The following is a 15916-nucleotide window of genomic DNA, read 5'->3' on the forward strand; positions in this document are numbered from 1 at the left end:
CTTGCCACGAGCCCGGCGCGCACCAGGGCTGTGGCTTCTCTGCGATGATTCGGCCCCAGGAAAACCACCGAACCGCTTCGCCATGAAACTCCGCCATCTCACCCTCCCCCTGGTCGCTGCACTCGCCCTGTCGCTGGCGGCCTGCTCGAAAGAAGACGCCACCGGCGCGCCCGGCGCACCCGGTGCCAGCGCGGAGGACAAGACCCCCATTGCCCCGGGCCAGGCGTTCGACGTGCTCGCCGCGCAAGGCAAGGGCTTCACCGCCGGCGCCATGATGAGCGCCCACACCGTGTACGTGCTGTTCGATCCCCAGTGCCCGCATTGCGGCCACCTGTGGCAGTCGTCACAGCCACTGCACAGCAAGGTCAAGTTCGTGTGGCTGCCGGTGGCCATCATGAACGCCAAGAGCGCGCCGCAGGGTGCCGCCATCATGACCGCCGCCAACCCGGTGGAAACCATGAACGCCCACGAGCAGCAACTGCTCGCAGGCCAGGGCGGCATGTCCGCCTCGGCCAGCATCCCGCCCGAGGTGATGCAGACCATCAAGACCAACACCAACCTGCTCGAGCGCCTGGGTGCCACATCGGTGCCCTTCATCGTCTCCAAACACCAGCGCACGGGCGCCGTGATCACGCAAGCCGGCGCGATGGGGCCCGAGGCCCTGGCCAGCTTCCTGGGCATGGGCCAATAAGCCGCCACGGTTCCGCGATCAGCCCCCTGCCAGGGGCTTGAAACGCGCATCCGTTCGCTTACCATCAGCCCATCGTGCCGCACTGCGCGGCGTTCAATGGAGGTCCGTATGGGCAAGGAACAACGCAACGAAAAGATGAGCAAGAAACCCAAGAAGGACACGTCACTCCCCAAGGGACCCGGCACTTCCGACCGCCCTGTGGCGCCGGTGACCGCCGTGATGCCCAAGGGCAAAGAGAAGAACAAGTGAGCCGCACCCCATGAAGGCGACCTGGAACGGCGTGACGATTGCCGAGAGCGACGACACGGTGGTGGTGGAAGGCAACCACTACTTCCCAGAGAGCTCGCTCAACCGCGCCTACGTCACTTTCAGCAACCACCGCACCAGCTGCCCGTGGAAAGGCCAGGCGAACTACTACTCGCTGCTGGTCAACGGCGAGCTCAACACCGACGCCGCCTGGTACTACGCCGACCCCAAGCCCGAAGCCGAGATGGTGAAGGGCCGCGTGGCGTTCTGGAAAGGTGTGAAAGTCGAGGCCTGAGCTCAGGCCCCCGCGCTGCCCAGCTGGCGCAGCTTCTCCTGCCACTTGCGTACGCCGGCATCGCCCAGTTGCTCCACCGATCCGACCAGCGTGGCGTGGATGGGCGAAAAACCGATGAAGCCCAGGATATTGCGCTCCAGCGCCTTCAGGCTGTGCGCACGGAAATACCAGCGGTAGGCCAGCGCGGGCATGCCCATGGTCACCACCACCCGCGCTGAACGGCCACTCAGCGGTTTCTTGCCGAATTCCTTCGGCCCTTCCGGGCCCACGGCGAATCCCGGTCGGGCCACCTGCTCCAGCCAGGCCTTGAGCAGCGCCGGCATCTCGCCCAGCCAGAGCGGAAAGAACAGCACCATGTGCTGCGCCCAGAGGATGTGCTGCTGCGACGCCTGCAGCGCGGGTGGCACGGGCCCTTGCTTCCAGTCGTGCGCGCTGCGCAGCACGGGGAAATCCAGCGCGCCCACCGCCACGCGGCGCACCTCATGGCCGGCCACACGGGCCGCCTCGGCGTAGGTCTCGGCCAGCAGGCGGTTGAGGTGCGGCCCCGTCACGTCGGGGTGGCCTTCGATCAAAAGGATGCGGCGGGGGTCGGTCATGGCGAACTCCGAAAAAGTTGAACGCATGCTCACACCGCGCGGCTCCCCGCGCCTTGACGAGGATCAAGTCCGCTGAACGGACTCAGCGGCGGCCGGGTTTGCGGGAGCGGACGGCAGACCGCTCCTTCTTGCGCCCCTGGCGCTCCGCGTCGGCCTGCTGCCCAGCGTGGAGCCAGGCCGTGAACTGTTCCGGCGTCTCCAGCGTGATGCGCCCCAGCGCGCCGCTTCGAAAATCGGCGATCACCAGTTCGGCCGCCTTCTGCCAGTTCACCGCACCGCCACCGGCCAGCGCACCGCGCTTGCGGCCGATGGCCTCCAGCAGGTCTTCGTCCGGCAGCGCCGCAATGGCCTCGGGCGCCAGACCCAGCTTGTAGCGGCTTTCGAGCAAAGGCGCATAGGACTGCTTGAGCTTGTTGAGCAGTTCCAGGGCCACCTCTTGATCGTCGTAGGCATTGCGGCCGACCGCGCCACTGGCGGCCAGGTTGAACCCGCTTTCGGGCACCACGATGCGCGGCCAGAGCATGCCCGGCGTGTCGAACAGGTAGAAGTCGTCCGCCAGCGCGATGCGTTGTTCGGTGCGCGTGATGCCGGCCTCGTCCCCCGTCCTGGCGGCGCGCTTGCCCATGAAGGTGTTGATGAGGGTGGACTTGCCCACGTTGGGGATGCCGCAGATCAGCACGCGCATCGGTTTGACCATGCCCCCCCGGTTGGGTGCCAGTTCGAAACACGACGCGATGATCGCGCGCGCTGGCGCGGTGACGCTGGCGTCCAGCGGGATGGCACGCGTGTTCGCCTGGGCGTTGTAGTGCGCGAGCCAGAGCGAGGTGCGCGCGGGGTCGGCCATGTCCTGCTTGTTGACCACCTTGAGCGTGGGTTTGGACGAGGTGAGCTCGCCCAGGAGGGGATTGGCGCTGGAGCCGGGCAGGCGCGCGTCGAGCATCTCGATGACGACGTCGATGTCCTTCACGCGCTCGGTGATGGCCTTGCGCGTGAGGTGCATGTGCCCGGGAAACCACTGGATGCTCATGGAAAAAATCGTTTTGCGGAAATGGAGTAACGAGGGCGCAGCGGGGATTGTGCCTTGGTGTAACTCCCGGGGGACGACCGCCCGGGGCCTCCCTACAATCGGGCCCAACCCAACACCCGCAGAGGCGCCTCATGAGCATCACCGTCAAGATCGATCTGGGCTATGAATTCGACGTCAAGGCCAAGGCGGCCGAGGTGTTCGAGGTGCTCTCCAATGTGCCCGAGTCGGTCAGCCATTTCCCCAAGGTGGAGAAACTCACCGACCTGGGTGGCGGTGTCTACCAGTGGGAAATGGAGAAAGTCGGTACCGCGCAAGTCAACATCCAGACCGTGTACGCCAGCAAATACGTGAGCGATCAGGCACGCGGCACCGTCAAATGGACGCCCGTCAAGGGCGTGGGCAACGCGCAGGTGGGTGGCAACTGGAAGATCGTGGACAACAAGAAATCCACCGGCCTGACCCTGTCCATCCAGGGTCAGATCGATGTGCCCCTGCCCGGGTTGATGAAGATGGTGGTCGCCCCGGTGGTGGAAGGCGAGTTCGAGAAGCTGGTCGAGAAGTACATCGCCAACCTCATCAAGCGCTTCGGCGGCGAAGCCTGACCAGCGTGCTTCAGGTCCTGCGGGCGATCCGCACGATGGCGTCGTAGATCTCGTTCTTGGCATCCGCCGCATCCAGCTCGCCCGCGGCCGCCGCGAACGACACGGCCTCCGCCGTACCCAGCATCGCCCGCATGCCCGATGGCCCGATGGACTGCTTCGCGAAGGGCTGCAGCGCGGCCTGGCACTTGGCCAGGAACGCCGCTTCCAGCCTCTTCTTCAGCGCGTCGAGTTCGGGTGACCCGGCCAGCGCCGCACTCACGCCCGGCATTTCACGGCCCATCGTCATGACGCAGTTGACGTACGTGGCGGCAATCACTTTCGCCACCGCCGGAAGCGACTTGCCCGACGCCTGTAATGCCTCGTCCATCAAGGCGTGCTGCCGGTTGTCGTATTCCTCGTAGAGCGCGCTGAGCAGCCCGGTCCGGGTACCGAAGTGGTCGTACACCACGGGCTTCGTCACGCCGGCCCGCTCAGCCAGGTAGCCCAGCGTGAGCGCATCGGTTCCTTCGCTGCGCACGATCGACCACGCCACCTCCATGAGCTGGCGGTTGCGGTCTTCCTTGGGGAGGCGCTTCTTGGGTATGGCTGGCACAGCCGGCTTCATCGGATTGCTTGACATTTTTAACCTACCAAAGGTAACCTACGATCAGTAGATTACTAAAGGTAGTTTACACCCAACCACGCCAAGGAACCCACCATGCATACCCTCATCGTCGTCAGCCATCCCGAACCGCAATCCCTCACGCACAGCGTCGCGCGCGCGTTCGCCGAGGGTGTTGCGGCCTCCGGCGACCACACCACCGAGATCGCCGACCTCGCCGCAGAAGGTTTCGACCCGGCCTTCAACCAGGCCGACCGCAGCGCCTACTTTCTTCAAAAGCCCTTGCCGTCGGACATCCTGCGCGAGCAGGCTCGCATCGACCGGGCCGATGCGCTCGTGCTGGTCTATCCCGTCTACTGGTGGTCGTTCCCCGGCCAGCTCAAGGGCTGGATCGACCGCGTGTTCTCCAACGGCTGGGCCTACGACGAGGCACCGGACGGCACGTTGGGCAAGCGGCTCGGCCGCCTCGCCGTTCATCTCATCGGCATCGGCGGCGCGGACGGAGGCACCTATGCGCGGCACGGCTACGACAAGGCCATGCGCACGCAGATCGACCATGGCATCTTCGATTTCTGCGGCGCGCGGGTCGTCACCTCGGAGTTCCTGCTCGATGTGAACGGGCAGGCCGCGGCGTCCCATGTCGTCACGGCGCGGGCCCTCGGCAGCAATGCGTTTGCGAAGGCCGTGCCAGCCGTCACAGAGGGCTGATCAAGCCAGATGCTGCTTGAAGAACGCCAGCGTGCGGTCCCAGGACAGCTTGGCCGCGGCGGCGTCGAAACGTGGCGTCGTGTCGTTGTTGAAGCCGTGCTGCGTACCCGGGTACTGGTGGGCCGTGTAGCGCACGCCGGCGGCCTTCAGCGCGGCCTCGTAGGCGGGCCAGGCGGCGTTGATGCGCTCGTCCACCGCCGCGAAATGGATCAGCAGCGGCGCCTTCACCCTGGCGGCCGCCTCGGCCGGTGGGTGGTTGCCGTAGTACGGCACCGCGGCCGCGAGATCGGGCAGCTCGGTGGACAGCATGTGTGCAATGCCCCCGCCGTAGCAGAAGCCCACCACACCCATTCGGCCGTTGCCATCGGGGCGGGCCTTGAGCGTGGCGGCGGAGGCCAGGAAGTCCTGCCGGGTCTTGGTCTGGTCCAGCTGTGCAAACAACGCCCGCGCCTTGTCCTCGTCACCCGGGTAGCCGCCCAGCGGCGTCAGCGCATCGGGCGCGAAGGCCAGATAGCCCTCCAGCGCCAGCCTGCGTGCGATGTCCTCGATGTGAGGGTTCAATCCCCGGTTCTCATGCACCACCAGCACGGCAGGCAATCGGGCACCGGTGGGCGGGGCGGCGGGCGTGGCCACATAGGCCTTGATGGTGCCGTGGCCCATCGGCGATGGCACGCTCACCATCTCGGTCTTGATGCGCGGGTCGTTCGCCGGCACCACCTGTGCGGCCGCGAAGTTGGGGCTGAGCGCCGCCAGCAGGCCTGCGGCGGTCATGCCGCCCACGGCGAACTTCGAGGCGCGATCCAGGAAAGCGCGACGGTCGATGTCGCCATGCACGTAGGCATCAAACAGGATCAGCAGTTCCTGGTCGAAGTCGGCGGCGGTCAGTCGGGCCATGGCGCTCTCCGGCAAAAAAGAACGCAGCATAGAACCCGCCTGCAGCCAGCGGGGCATTGCCCTTCCCTCCGGGCCGGGCTTTCGCCAAGGGTCGCTCAGGCTGCGAGCGGTGCGTCGGCGGCCATCTGCGGCCGGCCCAGCCGCGCCGCAGAGATGTACTCCTGGCGGTAGATCTCGAACGGCAGGGAGTCGGCGGCTTCGATGGCGCGCTGGTCGTCCCATGACTGGGCCGCCATGGCTTCGTATTTCGCCTGCAGCTTGCTGGCCCAGGGCAGGCCCGCAAGGTGCTGGTGCGTGACGCGCGACTGGGCCCGCGCGAAGGCCACGAAGGAATCGCCGTGGTGCTTGTGCATGGCCTGCAGCACGCGGGCCGAAGGCAGTTTGTCGGGGTCTTGCAGATGGGCCTTGGCCAGCGCCACGGCCAGTGCATGCTCATTGCCGCCTTGCGCCGCATCCAGCCTGGCGGCAATGGGTGCCAGTTCGTCCAGGAGCTCGGCACCCCACTGCACCAGCGGCACGCTCTGGCCATGGCGCATGAGGTTCAGGCCGGGCTCTCTCCCGCGCGCGGCCGTGAGGTGCTGGTTGTGCGCCAGCTCGCGGATTTCGGCGGGCGTGTCGGGCGGGCTGTCCGACAGCAGGCAGTGCAGCAGGAACACGTCCAGGAAACGCAGCGTCGCAGCGCCAATGCCGATGGGCTCGAAGGGGTTGAGGTCCATCAGGCGGACCTCGATGTATTCGACGCCGCGTTCCCGCAGGGCATGCAGCGGGCGCTCGCCAGGAAAGATCACGCGCTTGGGGCGGATGGTGCCGTAGAACTCGTTCTCGATCTGCAGCAGCGTGGTGGCGAGCTGGTTGTAGTCACCGCCCGGATTGCGGATACCCACGGCCTCGTAGGCCGGCCAGGGCCGCGTGAGTGCGTCGTGCAGCGACGCCGCATAGCCTTCCAGGCCGTTGTAGCTCACGGCCAGCGTGGCCTGAGCCTCGCTCTGGTAGCCCAGGCGGCCCATGCGCAGCGAGGTGCCATGCGGCATGTACAGCGTCCCCGTGTCGCCAAGCTTCTGCAGTTCGTGTTCCCGGCCTTCGACAAAGGTGGAACACAGGGCGGGCGAGGCCCCGAACAGCGTGAGCAGCAGAAAAGCGTGGCGGCGGAAGTTCCGGATCAGCGAGAAATAGCCGTCGTTGTCGACACCAGGCAGCGACCAGTTGTAGTGGATGCCCGAGATGGTCTGCATGCGGCGGCCATAACGGTGCGCCAGGCCCATGCGGTACACGCTCTTCGCGCGACCCACGTTGGACGAGCCGTAGCGGCCGATGGGAATGGTTTCGTCGGGCGGCAGGCCGCACGGCATGCTGGACGCCCACATCATCTCGTCGCCCTGGGCGCGCAGGCTGCGGACGGTGTACTGATGGACCTCGGTCAATTCGGCCAGGCAGCTTTCCACGCTGCCATGCACGCCGGTGATGAGCTCGAGCTGCGACTCGCTGTAGTCGGTGGTGATGTGGGGGTGCGTCAGCGCGCTGCCCAGCGCGGCCGGATGCGGCGTGAGCGCCAGCCTCCCATCAGGCTGGGCGCGCAGGCTTTCCTTTTCGATGCCGCGACGCATGCCGCGCAAACGGTCTGCGGTCAAGGCGTCCAGCCGTTGTTCTGGGAAGGTCATAGAGGCGTCGTGGTTCGGGTCCGGGGCCGGAAGTTAACACGCCTGCGCCATTTCTGCTGGCAGCGCCCGGGACGGCTCTGTGGTAAGCGTTTCCACGGCCCGGGCGCGCAGGAGCCAGGCCTCGATGTCGGCAGGGTCGTTGTGCAGCCGCAGTTCGTCGAACGCGACCTGGGCCTCGGGGTAGCGCTTGCGCAGGTAGTTGAGCCACTGCTTGAGCCGCCCGGCCCTGTGGCGGCGCTCCACGCGCGCGCTGACCTGCTGCCAGAACACGGCCATGAGCGGCGGCAGCACGTGCCAGGGCACATGGCCCAGACCCTTGATCGCGAGGGCCAGACCGGGGTCGGTGACCATGCCGCGGCCGATCATCAGGTGCTCGCAGCCTGTCACTTGCTGGCAACGCAGGGCGTCGGCCACGGTCCATATCTCCCCGTTGGCGATCACCGGCAGGCGGAGGTGGGCGGGCAGCGAGGCGCGCACCTCGGCGAGGCGCTCCCAGTAGGCGGGCGGGCGGTACCCATGGGCCTTGGTGCGGGCATGGATCACCAGTTCGTCCGCACCCGCCTCGGCAATGGCATGGGCGCACGCTTCGGCACGTGCGTCGTCGTTGAAGCCGAGGCGCATCTTGGCAGACACGGGCACGGGCGCCGGCACGGCACGGCGCACGGCAGCCACGATGCGGCCAATGAGTTCCGGCTCATCGAGCAGCACCGCGCCACCCCGACTCTGGTTGACGGTCTTGGCGGGGCAGCCGAAGTTGAGGTCGATGCCGTGTGGCCCCAGACTGGCGAGGCGTTCGGCGTTTTCGGCGAGCAGGGTGGGGTCCGATCCGAGGAGCTGCGCGCGCACGGGCACACCGGCGCGGGTGCGGCCGCCGTTGAGCAGTTCAGGCATCACCCGGATGAAGGCACGTTCGGGCAGAACGGTGTTGGTGACGCGGATGAATTCGGTCACGCAGCGGTCGATGCCGCCGGTGCGCGTGAGCACATCGCGCAGGGTGGCGTCGAGCAATCCTTCCATGGGGGCCAGCAGCAGCATGGGGGGTATTGTCCTTTGCCGGGAGAATGTGCGGATGTTGTTGTCTTTTTCCCCGGTTGCTCCGGGTCTTGGCGACCGGGGTGGCCGGCTCCGCGAATGTCCCCCGGGTCGGCTGCGCCGCCCCTCCTCCTTTATTTCGCTGCGCCGGCCACCCCGATCACCCAGCCCCTCGTTGGCGCTTGAGGCATTGCGCGCCAACATCACCTCTGGCGTTTGGGTACACGGCGCCCTGCGCAGCGAAATAAAGGAGGAGCCGGCACCAGCCGGCGGGGGACATTCGCGGAGCAGGGCGCCGTGTGCCCGAACGCCCGCGAGGTGCAACCCGTGAGCAACGTACAGCTCATCCACGAAGACGAGCAGATGATCGTCCTCGACAAACCCGCAGGCCTTCTCGCCGTCCCAGGAAGAGGCCCCGACAAGCAGGACTGCCTCAGCGCCAGGGCACAGGCCCGGTGGCCCGACGCCCTCGTCGTCCACCGGCTCGACATGGCCACCTCCGGCCTGGTCGTCATGGCGCGCGGCCTCGACGCACAACGCCACATGAGCCGCGCCTTCGAGACCCGACAAGTCCACAAACGCTACACCGCCATCGTCGCCGGCACATTGCACAACCCGCAACCCGACAACCGCTGGAACACCATCGACCTGCCCCTCACCATCGACTGGCCCAACCGCCCCCGCAGCATCGTCAGCGCCGAACTCGGCAAACCCAGCGTCACACGCTGGCGCATCGCCGGCCCATCGGGCCCTGACAGCACACGGCTCGAACTCGAACCCGTCACCGGCCGCACCCACCAGTTGCGCGTGCACCTGCAAGCCATCGGCCACCCCATACTCGGTGACATGCTCTACGCCACGCCCGCACAGCAGGCCCGGGCCCCGCGCCTGCTGCTGCATGCCCACCAGCTCTCGTTGCCACATCCGCAGAGCAATGAGACCATGCACTTTCTCAGCCCCTGCCCTTTCTGACCCACCCCATGAACCCTATCCACCTCACCATCCTCACCGGCGGCTCGCGCGGCATGGGCCTGTCCATGGCGAAACGATCGCTGCGCACCGACAGCCACCTGCTCACCATCGCGCGCCACATCAGCACCGAACTGGCCGACGAGGCCCAGCGCAAGGACGCCACCCTCACACAGTGGACGCAAGACCTCGCCGAGACCACGGCCGCCGCGCAACGCCTGGGTGAATGGCTGGCCGATCTCGACGCCGGTGCGATCGCCAGCGCCACCCTGATCAACAACGCAGGCGTGATCCCGCGCATCGGCCCGCTGGACGAATGTCCCCCGAGCGAACTCGCCAACGCCCTTCGCGTCGGGCTGGAAGCACCGATGCAGCTCACCGCCGCATTCCTGCGCGCCACCCGCGTCTGGGTGCAAGGCGGCTGGCGTGGGCCGCGCAAGGTGCTCAACATCTCGTCTGGCCTGGGCCGCCGCGCGATGGCGTCGCAGGCACCCTACTGCGCCGCCAAGGCGGGCATGGACCACTTCACCCGCTGCAGCGCGCTGGACGAAGCCCGGCACGCCCAGGGCGCAAGGCTCGTGTCGCTGGCGCCCGGCGTGATCGACACCGACATGCAGATCCAGCTTCGCGCCGGCGACCCTGCGGCCTTTCCGGACCATGAGCGCTTCGTGGAACTCAAGAGCCAGGGGCAGCTCACATCCCCGGACGAGGCCGCCGGGCGCGTGCTGGCCTGGCTGCAGCGCCCCGACTTCGGCAGCAACCCCGTCGCCGACGTGCGCGACTGACACGCCCAAGGAGCCCCCCATGCGACGACGCCTCTTCACCCAGGCCAGTGCCCTCACGCTGGCCACCCTGCCCGGATTCACGGTGGCACAGGAGCCGGGCTTCTGGAACCTGCTGCGCGAAGGTGGCTGCGTGCTGCTGATGCGCCATGCGCAGACCACACCCGGCGTGGGCGACCCGCCCAACTTCACGCTGGGCGACTGCAGCACCCAGCGCAACCTGAGCGAAGCTGGCCGTGAGCAGGCGCGCAAGGTCGCGGCCGCGTTCCTGCGCGAGCGCGTCAAGGTTGACCAGGTGCGCTCCAGCGCGTGGTGCCGCTGCGTGGACACCGCCATGATCGCCTTCAAGAAAAACACCGTCTGGACGCCACTCAATTCCTTCTTCGGAACCGATGAACGCGAGATGAGCACGCGCGACGTGCTGGACGCCGTGCAAGGCTGGCAGGCACCCCGCAACATGGCGCTCGTCACCCACCAGGTGAACATCACCGCCCTCACCGGCCAGAACCCCGCCATGGGCGAGATCCTGCTCACGCGGCCCGGCAGGGACGGCAGCGGCACCCAGTTGCGGGTGGTGGCACGCCAGGTCTTCTGAACGGACATCCGGCCCGGGACGGCGAGCCGGGCTACGATGGCGGGTTACCGACATCCATCGTCATTCCAAGGAGATCGCCATGAGCAGCCGTGAAGTCTTCGTCGTCAGCGCCGTGCGCACCGCCATCGGTACCTTTGGCGGCAGCCTGAAGGACCAGCCCCCCACCGAACTGGGCGCCCTCGTCGTGCGCGAATCGCTCGCGCGTGCGGGCGTGGACGGCAAGGATGTCGGCCATGTGGTGTTCGGCCACGTCGTCAACACCGAACCGAAAGACATGTACCTCTCGCGCGTGGCGGCCATCAACGGCGGCTGCGCCGAAGGCACACCCGCCTTCAACGTCAACCGCCTCTGCGGCTCGGGCCTGCAGGCCATCGTCTCGGCCGCGCAGGGCATCCTGCTGGGCGACACCGACATTGCCATTGGTGCCGGGGCCGAGAACATGAGCCGCGCGCCCTTCGCCAGCCTCAACATGCGCTGGGGCGCCCGCATGGGCGACACCAAGATGGTGGACATGATGATCGGCGCGCTGCACGACCCGTTCCACACCATCCACATGGGCGTGACGGCCGAGAACATCGCCGCCAAGTGGGGCATCGGCCGCGAAGACCAGGACAAGCTGGCCGTGGAAAGCCACAACCGCGCTCAGCGCGCCACGGAAGCCGGTTACTTCAAGGACCAGATCGTGCCCGTGACGCTCAAGAGCAAGAAGGGCGACGTGGCCTACGCCACCGACGAACACTTCCGCAGCAACGCCACGCTGGACGATTTCGCCAGGCTCAAGCCGGTGTTCCTGAAGGAGAACGGCACGGTGACCGCCGGCAACGCCTCCGGCATCAACGACGCCGCCGCCGCCGTGGTCCTGATGGATGCCGGTGCCGTGAAGGCGCGTGGCGCGAAGCCGCTGGCGCGCCTGGTGGCGTATGCCCACGCCGGCGTGGACCCGAAGTACATGGGCATCGGCCCGGTGCCCGCCACGCAGGCTGTGCTGAAGAAGGCTGGCCTCACGGTGAAGGACCTGGACGTGATCGAGGCCAACGAAGCTTTCGCCGCACAGGCCTGCGCCGTCACGCGCGACCTCGGCCTGGACCCGGCGAAGGTCAACCCGAACGGCTCGGGCATCTCGCTGGGCCACCCCATCGGTGCCACGGGCGCGCTCATCACGGTGAAGGCCATCCACGAACTGCAGCGCATCCAGGGCCGCTATGCGCTGGTGACCATGTGCATCGGTGGTGGCCAGGGCATTGCGGCCATCTTCGAACGGGTCTGACCCGCCGCCCTGCGCCATGCAAGCAGAACAGCGCGACACGCTTCTGCGGACGTTGAAGCAGCGCTTCGACAAGCACACGCAACGGCACACCGGGGTGAGATGGGCCGAGGTGGAAGCCCGGCTGCAAGCGAACCCCGACAAGCTGAAGGCGTTGCTCGCCATGGAGGAGACGGGAGGCGAGCCGGACGTCATCGGCCCGGTCGATGCCAGCGGCGCCTGCCTGTTCTGCGATTGCGCACCCGAGAGCCCGTCGGGCCGAAGAAGCCTCTGCTACGACGCCGAGGCACTGGCCTCGCGCAAGGAGAACAAACCAGCGGACAACGCGATGGACATGGCGAAAGCCATGGGCATCTCGTTGCTGACGGAAGCGCAGTACCGCCAGTTGCAGGCGTACGGTGAGTTCGACCTGAAGACCTCGAGCTGGGTGGCAACGCCACCCGGGATCCGCAAGCTGGGCGGCGCGCTGTTCTGCGACCGGCGCTACGGCCAGGTCTTCACGTACCACAATGGCGCGCAGTCGTACTACGCCGCGCGGGGCTTCAGGGGCTGGGTGAGCGTCTGACGTTCAGGGCGGATCAGTCGCCCTGGAAGCCACCCCGCCGGCAGGTCACCACCAGCGTATCGCGCCAGCCCAGCGCGCCCTCTTCCAGCGGCTGGATCGGTGTGCTCTCGTGGATCACGCGCGAGTCGTCGATCAGCAGCAGCGACCACGGCTCGCGCAGTGTGAAGCGCTGGCCACTGGGGCCGTTCGCTTCGAACACGCGGCTCTCCCCGCCCTTGATGGCGTGGCGGTCGACCATGAACACGGCGACCAGGTCCACACCGTCGCGGTGGGCACCTTCGGGCGTGGGGCGGCCAATGCCGTCGGTGGTGTCGATGCGGAACACGTGGGCCTCCACGCTCCAGGGCTGCGGGCCACGTAACTGGCTGGCCGCTTCGCCCAGCCGCGCAAGCAGGCGGCTCCACACCGGCAGCGCCACGGTGGCGGGTTCCATGGGTTCGAACCAGCGCTGCATGCCGCCGTGCAAGGCGTTGTATTCCAGCGGTTGCCAGTGGGCGCGGTGCGGCACCTGGCGCACGCGATCGTCCTCCACCACGAAGCAGCTGTGGCGCCGGCTGCGGTAACGACCACCGTCCTTCAGGTAGGCATCGGGTGGCAGCTGGTTCCAGCCGGTGTGCAGCTCGGCCAGATCCACCGGCCGCGCGGCGAGCCATTCGCTCACGTCGGCCGCACTGAGCAGCGCGAAACCGGTGGATTGCAGGGTGCTGTGCACCGCGGAAAGGGGCACGTAAGGAGGCTGGAATTCGCTGGTCATAACGCCGGCCAGTGTAGCGGCGCGCCGGTGGGCCCACAGGCCACCGGGCCTTGCGCGTGCCCAGCGTTTGCGCTGGATCAAGGCGCGCGGCGACGGCTACTGCCAAGCTCCGGCAACGCCTTGCAAGAGACAAAAGGAGCACCCGATGGCGACCCCCGTTGCGCAATGGTCCGAGGCCTTGAATCTGGACTACGGCCCGCTGGACACGATGAACCGCGAACTCATGGAGCGGCTGGCTCGCGCGCAGGCCGCGAACGACGCCGAGCTTCCCCAGGCCTGGGCCGACCTGGTGGCCCACGTCTCCACCCATTTCGGCCAGGAGGATGCCTGGATGCGCGACACAGGCCATGGCCGTTCGGACGCGCACGCGCTGGAACATCGCGTGGTGCTCAACCTCCTGCGCGAGGGCATCGGGCAGATCCGCAACGGCGATCTCGCACCGGCGCGCCAGATGGCTCGCGAACTGGGCGCCTGGTTCGCCAAACACACGCATGCGTTCGATGCGGCGCTGGCCCTGCACCTGCGGGGACACACCTTGAATTGACCCACAAGGCAACCCGGACACAGACCTGCGCACAAGCACCCGCCATGAGGTGGCGCGCATCACCGAGGAGACAGTCATGAACGACGAAGAACCCCAGCCGCCATCTTCGGTTTTCAATCTGCAGCTGGCCGAACTGAACGCGGGCGACCCGCTGCGCTGGCTTCGCCTGGGTTGGGCTGATTTCGTGCGCACGCCGGTGGGCCTGTTCTACGGCATGTGCTTCTTTCTCATGGGGCACGCGTTGCTGCTGGTGTTCCGCACCGCACCGGCCTATGTGCTGGCGCTCTCGGCGGGCTTCCTGTTGCTGGGGCCCTTCCTGTGCCTGGGTCTGTACCACGTGAGCCGGGCGCTGGAAGAAGGCCACCCGCCTTCGCTGCCGGATTCCTTGCTGGCCTGGGAGCAGACCAAGGGCTCGATCGCGATCTTCGCGGGCGTGTTGCTCATCCTGGAAATGCTGTGGGGCCGCGCGTCGCTGGTGGTGTTTGCGGTGTCGTTCAGCACCGTGCCCGACGCGCACAACCTGCCTGGCCAGCTGCTGGCGCGCGAGAACCTGGAATTCCTCATCACCTACACGCTGGTGGGTGGCGTCTTCGCCGGTCTGATCTTCGTCACCAGCGCCATCTCGATTCCCATGATCCTGGACCGCCAGACCGACGCGATCTCTGCCTCGCTCACGAGCATCCGGGCCTGCCTGCAGAACCCGGGCGTGATGGCCTGGTGGGGAGCGCTCATCACGCTGCTCGTGGTACTGGCGATGCTGCCGTGGTTCCTGGGTCTGATCGTGGTGGGGCCGGTGGTGGGCCATGCCACCTGGCACGCATACCGGCAGGCGGTGCCGGCGCGCTGACTCAGCCCTTGACGTTCACAACCAGCCGCCCGCGCACCTGGCCCGCCAGGATCTGGCTGGCGGCGGGGATCGCGTCCGCCAGGCCGATCTCGGTGATCATCGCGGCCAGCTGCGCGCGGTCCAGTGTGCGGGCCAGTTCGCCCCACGCGGCCTCGCGCTTCGCCATGGGAGCCATCACGCTGTCGATGCCATACAACGTGATACCGCGCAGGATGAAAGGCGCCACACTCGCGGGCAGGTCCATGCCCTGGGCCAGGCCGCAGGCGGCCACCGCGCCACCGTAGCGCGTGCTCGCGCAGGCGTTGGCCAGCGTATGACTGCCCACGGAGTCGACCACACCGATCCAGCGCTCCTTCTGCAAAGGCTTGCCGGGTGCGCCGAGTTCGTTGCGGTCGATCACCGCGGCGGCACCGAGCGACCTGAGGTAAGTCTCTTCCTGTGGCCGGCCGGTGGAGGCCACCACCGTATGGCCCAGCCCGGCCAGCAGCGAGATCGCCACACTGCCGACGCCACCACCCGCGCCCGTCACGAGCACCTCCCCGCTGCCGGCGGCCACACCCGCCTCGGCCCAATGTTTCTGCAGCGCCTGCACGCACAGCATGGCGGTGTAGCCGGCGGTGCCCAGGGCCATGGCGTCGCGCTCGCTCAAGCTGTCTGGCAGGGCCACGAGCCAGTCGCCTTTCACACGCGCCAGCTGCGACAGGCCACCCCAGTGCACCTCGCCCACACCGAAGCCGTTGAGCAGCACGCGGTCACCCGGCTTCCAGTCCGGGTGGTCGCTGTGCGTGACCGACCCGGCGAAGTCGATGCCAGGCACCATGGGAAAGCTGCGCACCACGGGCGACTTGCCAGTGATGGCCAGACCGTCCTTGTAGTTCACGGTGGAGTAGTCCACGCGCACCGTGACGTCACCACTGGCGGGCAGTTGCGCTTCGTCCAGTTGCGCGAGTTCGCAGCGGTAACCCGACTCGGGCTTGGTGATCAGCAAGGCATCGAACATGAACGTCTCCTAGGAAGGGGTGGATGGGGCCGACTCGCGCCACAGGCGCGCCGCCAGCCACCAGGCCAGCAGCGAATCGATCAGCGCCATCACGCCGAGCGCGAGGCGCAGCGCATCGGGCGGATCGGTGATCTGCACGAACAGCACGATGCACGAAGACAGCAACTGCAGCAGCACCATGAGCCAGAACAGGCCACGGTGCGGTTGCCACAGACGGCGAAGGATCGCGGCGGGAGAGCGCATGCC

General features: G+C 67.4%; 21 protein-coding genes. 12 read left to right on the forward strand and 9 right to left on the reverse strand.

The features are described 5' to 3' along the window. The first annotated feature begins 82 nt into the window (after positions 1-82). The 3 genes from J2X09_RS11995 to J2X09_RS12005 all read left to right on the forward strand — a co-directional run bounded on the left by J2X09_RS11995 (position 83) and on the right by J2X09_RS12005 (position 1232). A complete protein-coding gene (locus J2X09_RS11995; RefSeq protein WP_204733862.1) occupies positions 83-691 on the forward strand; it encodes a thioredoxin fold domain-containing protein in 609 nt (202 codons plus the stop codon). A 108-nt stretch (positions 692-799) separates the two neighbouring features. After that, the gene (locus J2X09_RS12000; protein WP_204733861.1) at positions 800-940 is read left to right on the forward strand and encodes a hypothetical protein; all 141 of its coding nucleotides are present in this window, start codon (positions 800-802) and stop codon (positions 938-940) included. Positions 941-950: 10 nt separating this feature from the next. Next, complete coding sequence (locus tag J2X09_RS12005; protein WP_204733860.1) at positions 951-1232, forward strand: DUF427 domain-containing protein; 282 nt, start codon at positions 951-953, stop codon at positions 1230-1232. Positions 1233-1234: 2 nt separating this feature from the next. Here J2X09_RS12005 and J2X09_RS12010 read toward each other — a convergent pair whose 3' ends face one another. After that, a complete protein-coding gene (locus J2X09_RS12010) occupies positions 1235-1828 on the reverse strand; it encodes an NAD(P)H-dependent oxidoreductase (protein WP_204733859.1) in 594 nt (197 codons plus the stop codon). Positions 1829-1910: 82 nt separating this feature from the next. Further along, positions 1911-2855: a ribosome biogenesis GTPase YlqF gene (ylqF, locus tag J2X09_RS12015; RefSeq protein WP_204733858.1), complete on the reverse strand. Its 945-nt coding sequence runs from the start codon at positions 2853-2855 to the stop codon at positions 1911-1913. Between the two features lie 131 nt (positions 2856-2986). Between ylqF and J2X09_RS12020 the strand changes: the two genes are divergently transcribed. Beyond that, positions 2987-3457, forward strand: coding sequence for an SRPBCC family protein (locus J2X09_RS12020; RefSeq protein WP_204733857.1), 471 nt, complete (start codon positions 2987-2989; stop codon positions 3455-3457). Positions 3458-3467: 10 nt separating this feature from the next. On the opposite strand, the gene J2X09_RS12025 is transcribed toward J2X09_RS12020, so the two are convergent. Then, positions 3468-4076, reverse strand: a complete 609-nt coding sequence (locus J2X09_RS12025; RefSeq protein ID WP_204733856.1) for a TetR/AcrR family transcriptional regulator — start codon at positions 4074-4076, stop codon at positions 3468-3470. A 78-nt stretch (positions 4077-4154) separates the two neighbouring features. Here J2X09_RS12025 and J2X09_RS12030 point away from each other — a divergent pair, with 78 nt between their 5' ends. Next, the gene (locus tag J2X09_RS12030; RefSeq protein ID WP_204733855.1) at positions 4155-4766 is read left to right on the forward strand and encodes an NAD(P)H-dependent oxidoreductase; all 612 of its coding nucleotides are present in this window, start codon (positions 4155-4157) and stop codon (positions 4764-4766) included. Here J2X09_RS12030 and J2X09_RS12035 read toward each other — a convergent pair whose 3' ends face one another. The 3 genes from J2X09_RS12035 to J2X09_RS12045 all read right to left on the reverse strand — a co-directional run bounded on the left by J2X09_RS12035 (position 4767) and on the right by J2X09_RS12045 (position 8353). After that, on the reverse strand, positions 4767-5660 hold the full coding sequence (locus J2X09_RS12035) for a dienelactone hydrolase family protein (protein WP_204733854.1): 894 nt from the start codon (positions 5658-5660) through the stop codon (positions 4767-4769). 95 nt (positions 5661-5755) lie between these two features. Further along, positions 5756-7318, reverse strand: a complete 1563-nt coding sequence (gene gshA / locus J2X09_RS12040) for a glutamate--cysteine ligase (protein ID WP_204733853.1) — start codon at positions 7316-7318, stop codon at positions 5756-5758. Between the two features lie 33 nt (positions 7319-7351). Beyond that, the gene (locus J2X09_RS12045; RefSeq protein WP_204733852.1) at positions 7352-8353 is read right to left on the reverse strand and encodes a tRNA dihydrouridine synthase; all 1002 of its coding nucleotides are present in this window, start codon (positions 8351-8353) and stop codon (positions 7352-7354) included. Positions 8354-8713: 360 nt separating this feature from the next. Here J2X09_RS12045 and J2X09_RS12050 point away from each other — a divergent pair, with 360 nt between their 5' ends. The 5 genes from J2X09_RS12050 to J2X09_RS12070 all read left to right on the forward strand — a co-directional run bounded on the left by J2X09_RS12050 (position 8714) and on the right by J2X09_RS12070 (position 12525). Continuing rightward, positions 8714-9322, forward strand: a complete 609-nt coding sequence (locus J2X09_RS12050) for an RluA family pseudouridine synthase (protein ID WP_204733927.1) — start codon at positions 8714-8716, stop codon at positions 9320-9322. A gap of 8 nt (positions 9323-9330) precedes the next feature. Further along, entirely contained in the window at positions 9331-10104 is a 774-nt protein-coding gene (locus J2X09_RS12055; protein ID WP_204733851.1) for an SDR family NAD(P)-dependent oxidoreductase, read from the forward strand. A 19-nt stretch (positions 10105-10123) separates the two neighbouring features. Next, a complete protein-coding gene (locus tag J2X09_RS12060; RefSeq protein WP_204733850.1) occupies positions 10124-10696 on the forward strand; it encodes a histidine phosphatase family protein in 573 nt (190 codons plus the stop codon). Between the two features lie 79 nt (positions 10697-10775). Then, positions 10776-11963: a beta-ketothiolase BktB gene (gene bktB / locus J2X09_RS12065; RefSeq protein WP_204733849.1), complete on the forward strand. Its 1188-nt coding sequence runs from the start codon at positions 10776-10778 to the stop codon at positions 11961-11963. A 16-nt stretch (positions 11964-11979) separates the two neighbouring features. After that, positions 11980-12525, forward strand: a complete 546-nt coding sequence (locus tag J2X09_RS12070) for a DUF4256 domain-containing protein (RefSeq protein WP_204733848.1) — start codon at positions 11980-11982, stop codon at positions 12523-12525. A 13-nt stretch (positions 12526-12538) separates the two neighbouring features. Here the strand turns inward: J2X09_RS12070 and J2X09_RS12075 are convergent, their stop codons facing one another. Further along, positions 12539-13279: a 2OG-Fe dioxygenase family protein gene (locus tag J2X09_RS12075; RefSeq protein WP_204733847.1), complete on the reverse strand. Its 741-nt coding sequence runs from the start codon at positions 13277-13279 to the stop codon at positions 12539-12541. Between the two features lie 145 nt (positions 13280-13424). Here J2X09_RS12075 and J2X09_RS12080 point away from each other — a divergent pair, with 145 nt between their 5' ends. Both J2X09_RS12080 and J2X09_RS12085 read left to right on the forward strand, forming a co-directional pair. Next, entirely contained in the window at positions 13425-13823 is a 399-nt protein-coding gene (locus J2X09_RS12080) for a bacteriohemerythrin (RefSeq protein ID WP_204733846.1), read from the forward strand. A gap of 76 nt (positions 13824-13899) precedes the next feature. Then, positions 13900-14670, forward strand: coding sequence for a DUF2189 domain-containing protein (locus J2X09_RS12085; RefSeq protein WP_204733845.1), 771 nt, complete (start codon positions 13900-13902; stop codon positions 14668-14670). 1 nt (position 14671) lies between these two features. Here the strand turns inward: J2X09_RS12085 and acuI are convergent, their stop codons facing one another. Together acuI and J2X09_RS12095 are read right to left on the reverse strand one after the other, a co-directional pair. Then, on the reverse strand, positions 14672-15670 hold the full coding sequence (acuI, locus tag J2X09_RS12090) for an acrylyl-CoA reductase (NADPH) (RefSeq protein WP_204733844.1): 999 nt from the start codon (positions 15668-15670) through the stop codon (positions 14672-14674). Positions 15671-15679: 9 nt separating this feature from the next. Continuing rightward, entirely contained in the window at positions 15680-15913 is a 234-nt protein-coding gene (locus J2X09_RS12095) for a hypothetical protein (protein ID WP_204733843.1), read from the reverse strand. Positions 15914-15916: the final 3 nt, after the last annotated feature.

This window comes from Hydrogenophaga laconesensis (assembly GCF_031457235.1).
Classification (GTDB): Bacteria; Pseudomonadota; Gammaproteobacteria; order Burkholderiales; family Burkholderiaceae_C; genus Hydrogenophaga; species Hydrogenophaga laconesensis.

What these genes read in the sequence shown, in the direction of transcription:
- J2X09_RS12070 (WP_204733848.1), top strand. Translation starts at nt 11,980, where the DNA reads ATGCAAGCAGAACAGCGCGACACGCTTCTGCGGACGTTGAAGCAGCGC.
- gshA (WP_204733853.1), bottom strand. Translation starts at nt 7,318, where the DNA reads ATGACCTTCCCAGAACAACGGCTGGACGCCTTGACCGCAGACCGTTTG.
- J2X09_RS12095 (WP_204733843.1), bottom strand. Translation starts at nt 15,913, where the DNA reads ATGCGCTCTCCCGCCGCGATCCTTCGCCGTCTGTGGCAACCGCACCGT.
- J2X09_RS12000 (WP_204733861.1), top strand. Translation starts at nt 800, where the DNA reads ATGGGCAAGGAACAACGCAACGAAAAGATGAGCAAGAAACCCAAGAAG.
- J2X09_RS12075 (WP_204733847.1), bottom strand. Translation starts at nt 13,279, where the DNA reads ATGACCAGCGAATTCCAGCCTCCTTACGTGCCCCTTTCCGCGGTGCAC.
- J2X09_RS11995 (WP_204733862.1), top strand. Translation starts at nt 83, where the DNA reads ATGAAACTCCGCCATCTCACCCTCCCCCTGGTCGCTGCACTCGCCCTG.
- ylqF (WP_204733858.1), bottom strand. Translation starts at nt 2,855, where the DNA reads ATGAGCATCCAGTGGTTTCCCGGGCACATGCACCTCACGCGCAAGGCC.
- J2X09_RS12050 (WP_204733927.1), top strand. Translation starts at nt 8,714, where the DNA reads ATGATCGTCCTCGACAAACCCGCAGGCCTTCTCGCCGTCCCAGGAAGA.
- J2X09_RS12035 (WP_204733854.1), bottom strand. Translation starts at nt 5,660, where the DNA reads ATGGCCCGACTGACCGCCGCCGACTTCGACCAGGAACTGCTGATCCTG.
- J2X09_RS12045 (WP_204733852.1), bottom strand. Translation starts at nt 8,353, where the DNA reads ATGCTGCTGCTGGCCCCCATGGAAGGATTGCTCGACGCCACCCTGCGC.
- bktB (WP_204733849.1), top strand. Translation starts at nt 10,776, where the DNA reads ATGAGCAGCCGTGAAGTCTTCGTCGTCAGCGCCGTGCGCACCGCCATC.
- J2X09_RS12025 (WP_204733856.1), bottom strand. Translation starts at nt 4,076, where the DNA reads ATGTCAAGCAATCCGATGAAGCCGGCTGTGCCAGCCATACCCAAGAAG.
- acuI (WP_204733844.1), bottom strand. Translation starts at nt 15,670, where the DNA reads ATGTTCGATGCCTTGCTGATCACCAAGCCCGAGTCGGGTTACCGCTGC.
- J2X09_RS12060 (WP_204733850.1), top strand. Translation starts at nt 10,124, where the DNA reads ATGCGACGACGCCTCTTCACCCAGGCCAGTGCCCTCACGCTGGCCACC.
- J2X09_RS12010 (WP_204733859.1), bottom strand. Translation starts at nt 1,828, where the DNA reads ATGACCGACCCCCGCCGCATCCTTTTGATCGAAGGCCACCCCGACGTG.
- J2X09_RS12085 (WP_204733845.1), top strand. Translation starts at nt 13,900, where the DNA reads ATGAACGACGAAGAACCCCAGCCGCCATCTTCGGTTTTCAATCTGCAG.
- J2X09_RS12005 (WP_204733860.1), top strand. Translation starts at nt 951, where the DNA reads ATGAAGGCGACCTGGAACGGCGTGACGATTGCCGAGAGCGACGACACG.
- J2X09_RS12020 (WP_204733857.1), top strand. Translation starts at nt 2,987, where the DNA reads ATGAGCATCACCGTCAAGATCGATCTGGGCTATGAATTCGACGTCAAG.
- J2X09_RS12055 (WP_204733851.1), top strand. Translation starts at nt 9,331, where the DNA reads ATGAACCCTATCCACCTCACCATCCTCACCGGCGGCTCGCGCGGCATG.
- J2X09_RS12080 (WP_204733846.1), top strand. Translation starts at nt 13,425, where the DNA reads ATGGCGACCCCCGTTGCGCAATGGTCCGAGGCCTTGAATCTGGACTAC.
- J2X09_RS12030 (WP_204733855.1), top strand. Translation starts at nt 4,155, where the DNA reads ATGCATACCCTCATCGTCGTCAGCCATCCCGAACCGCAATCCCTCACG.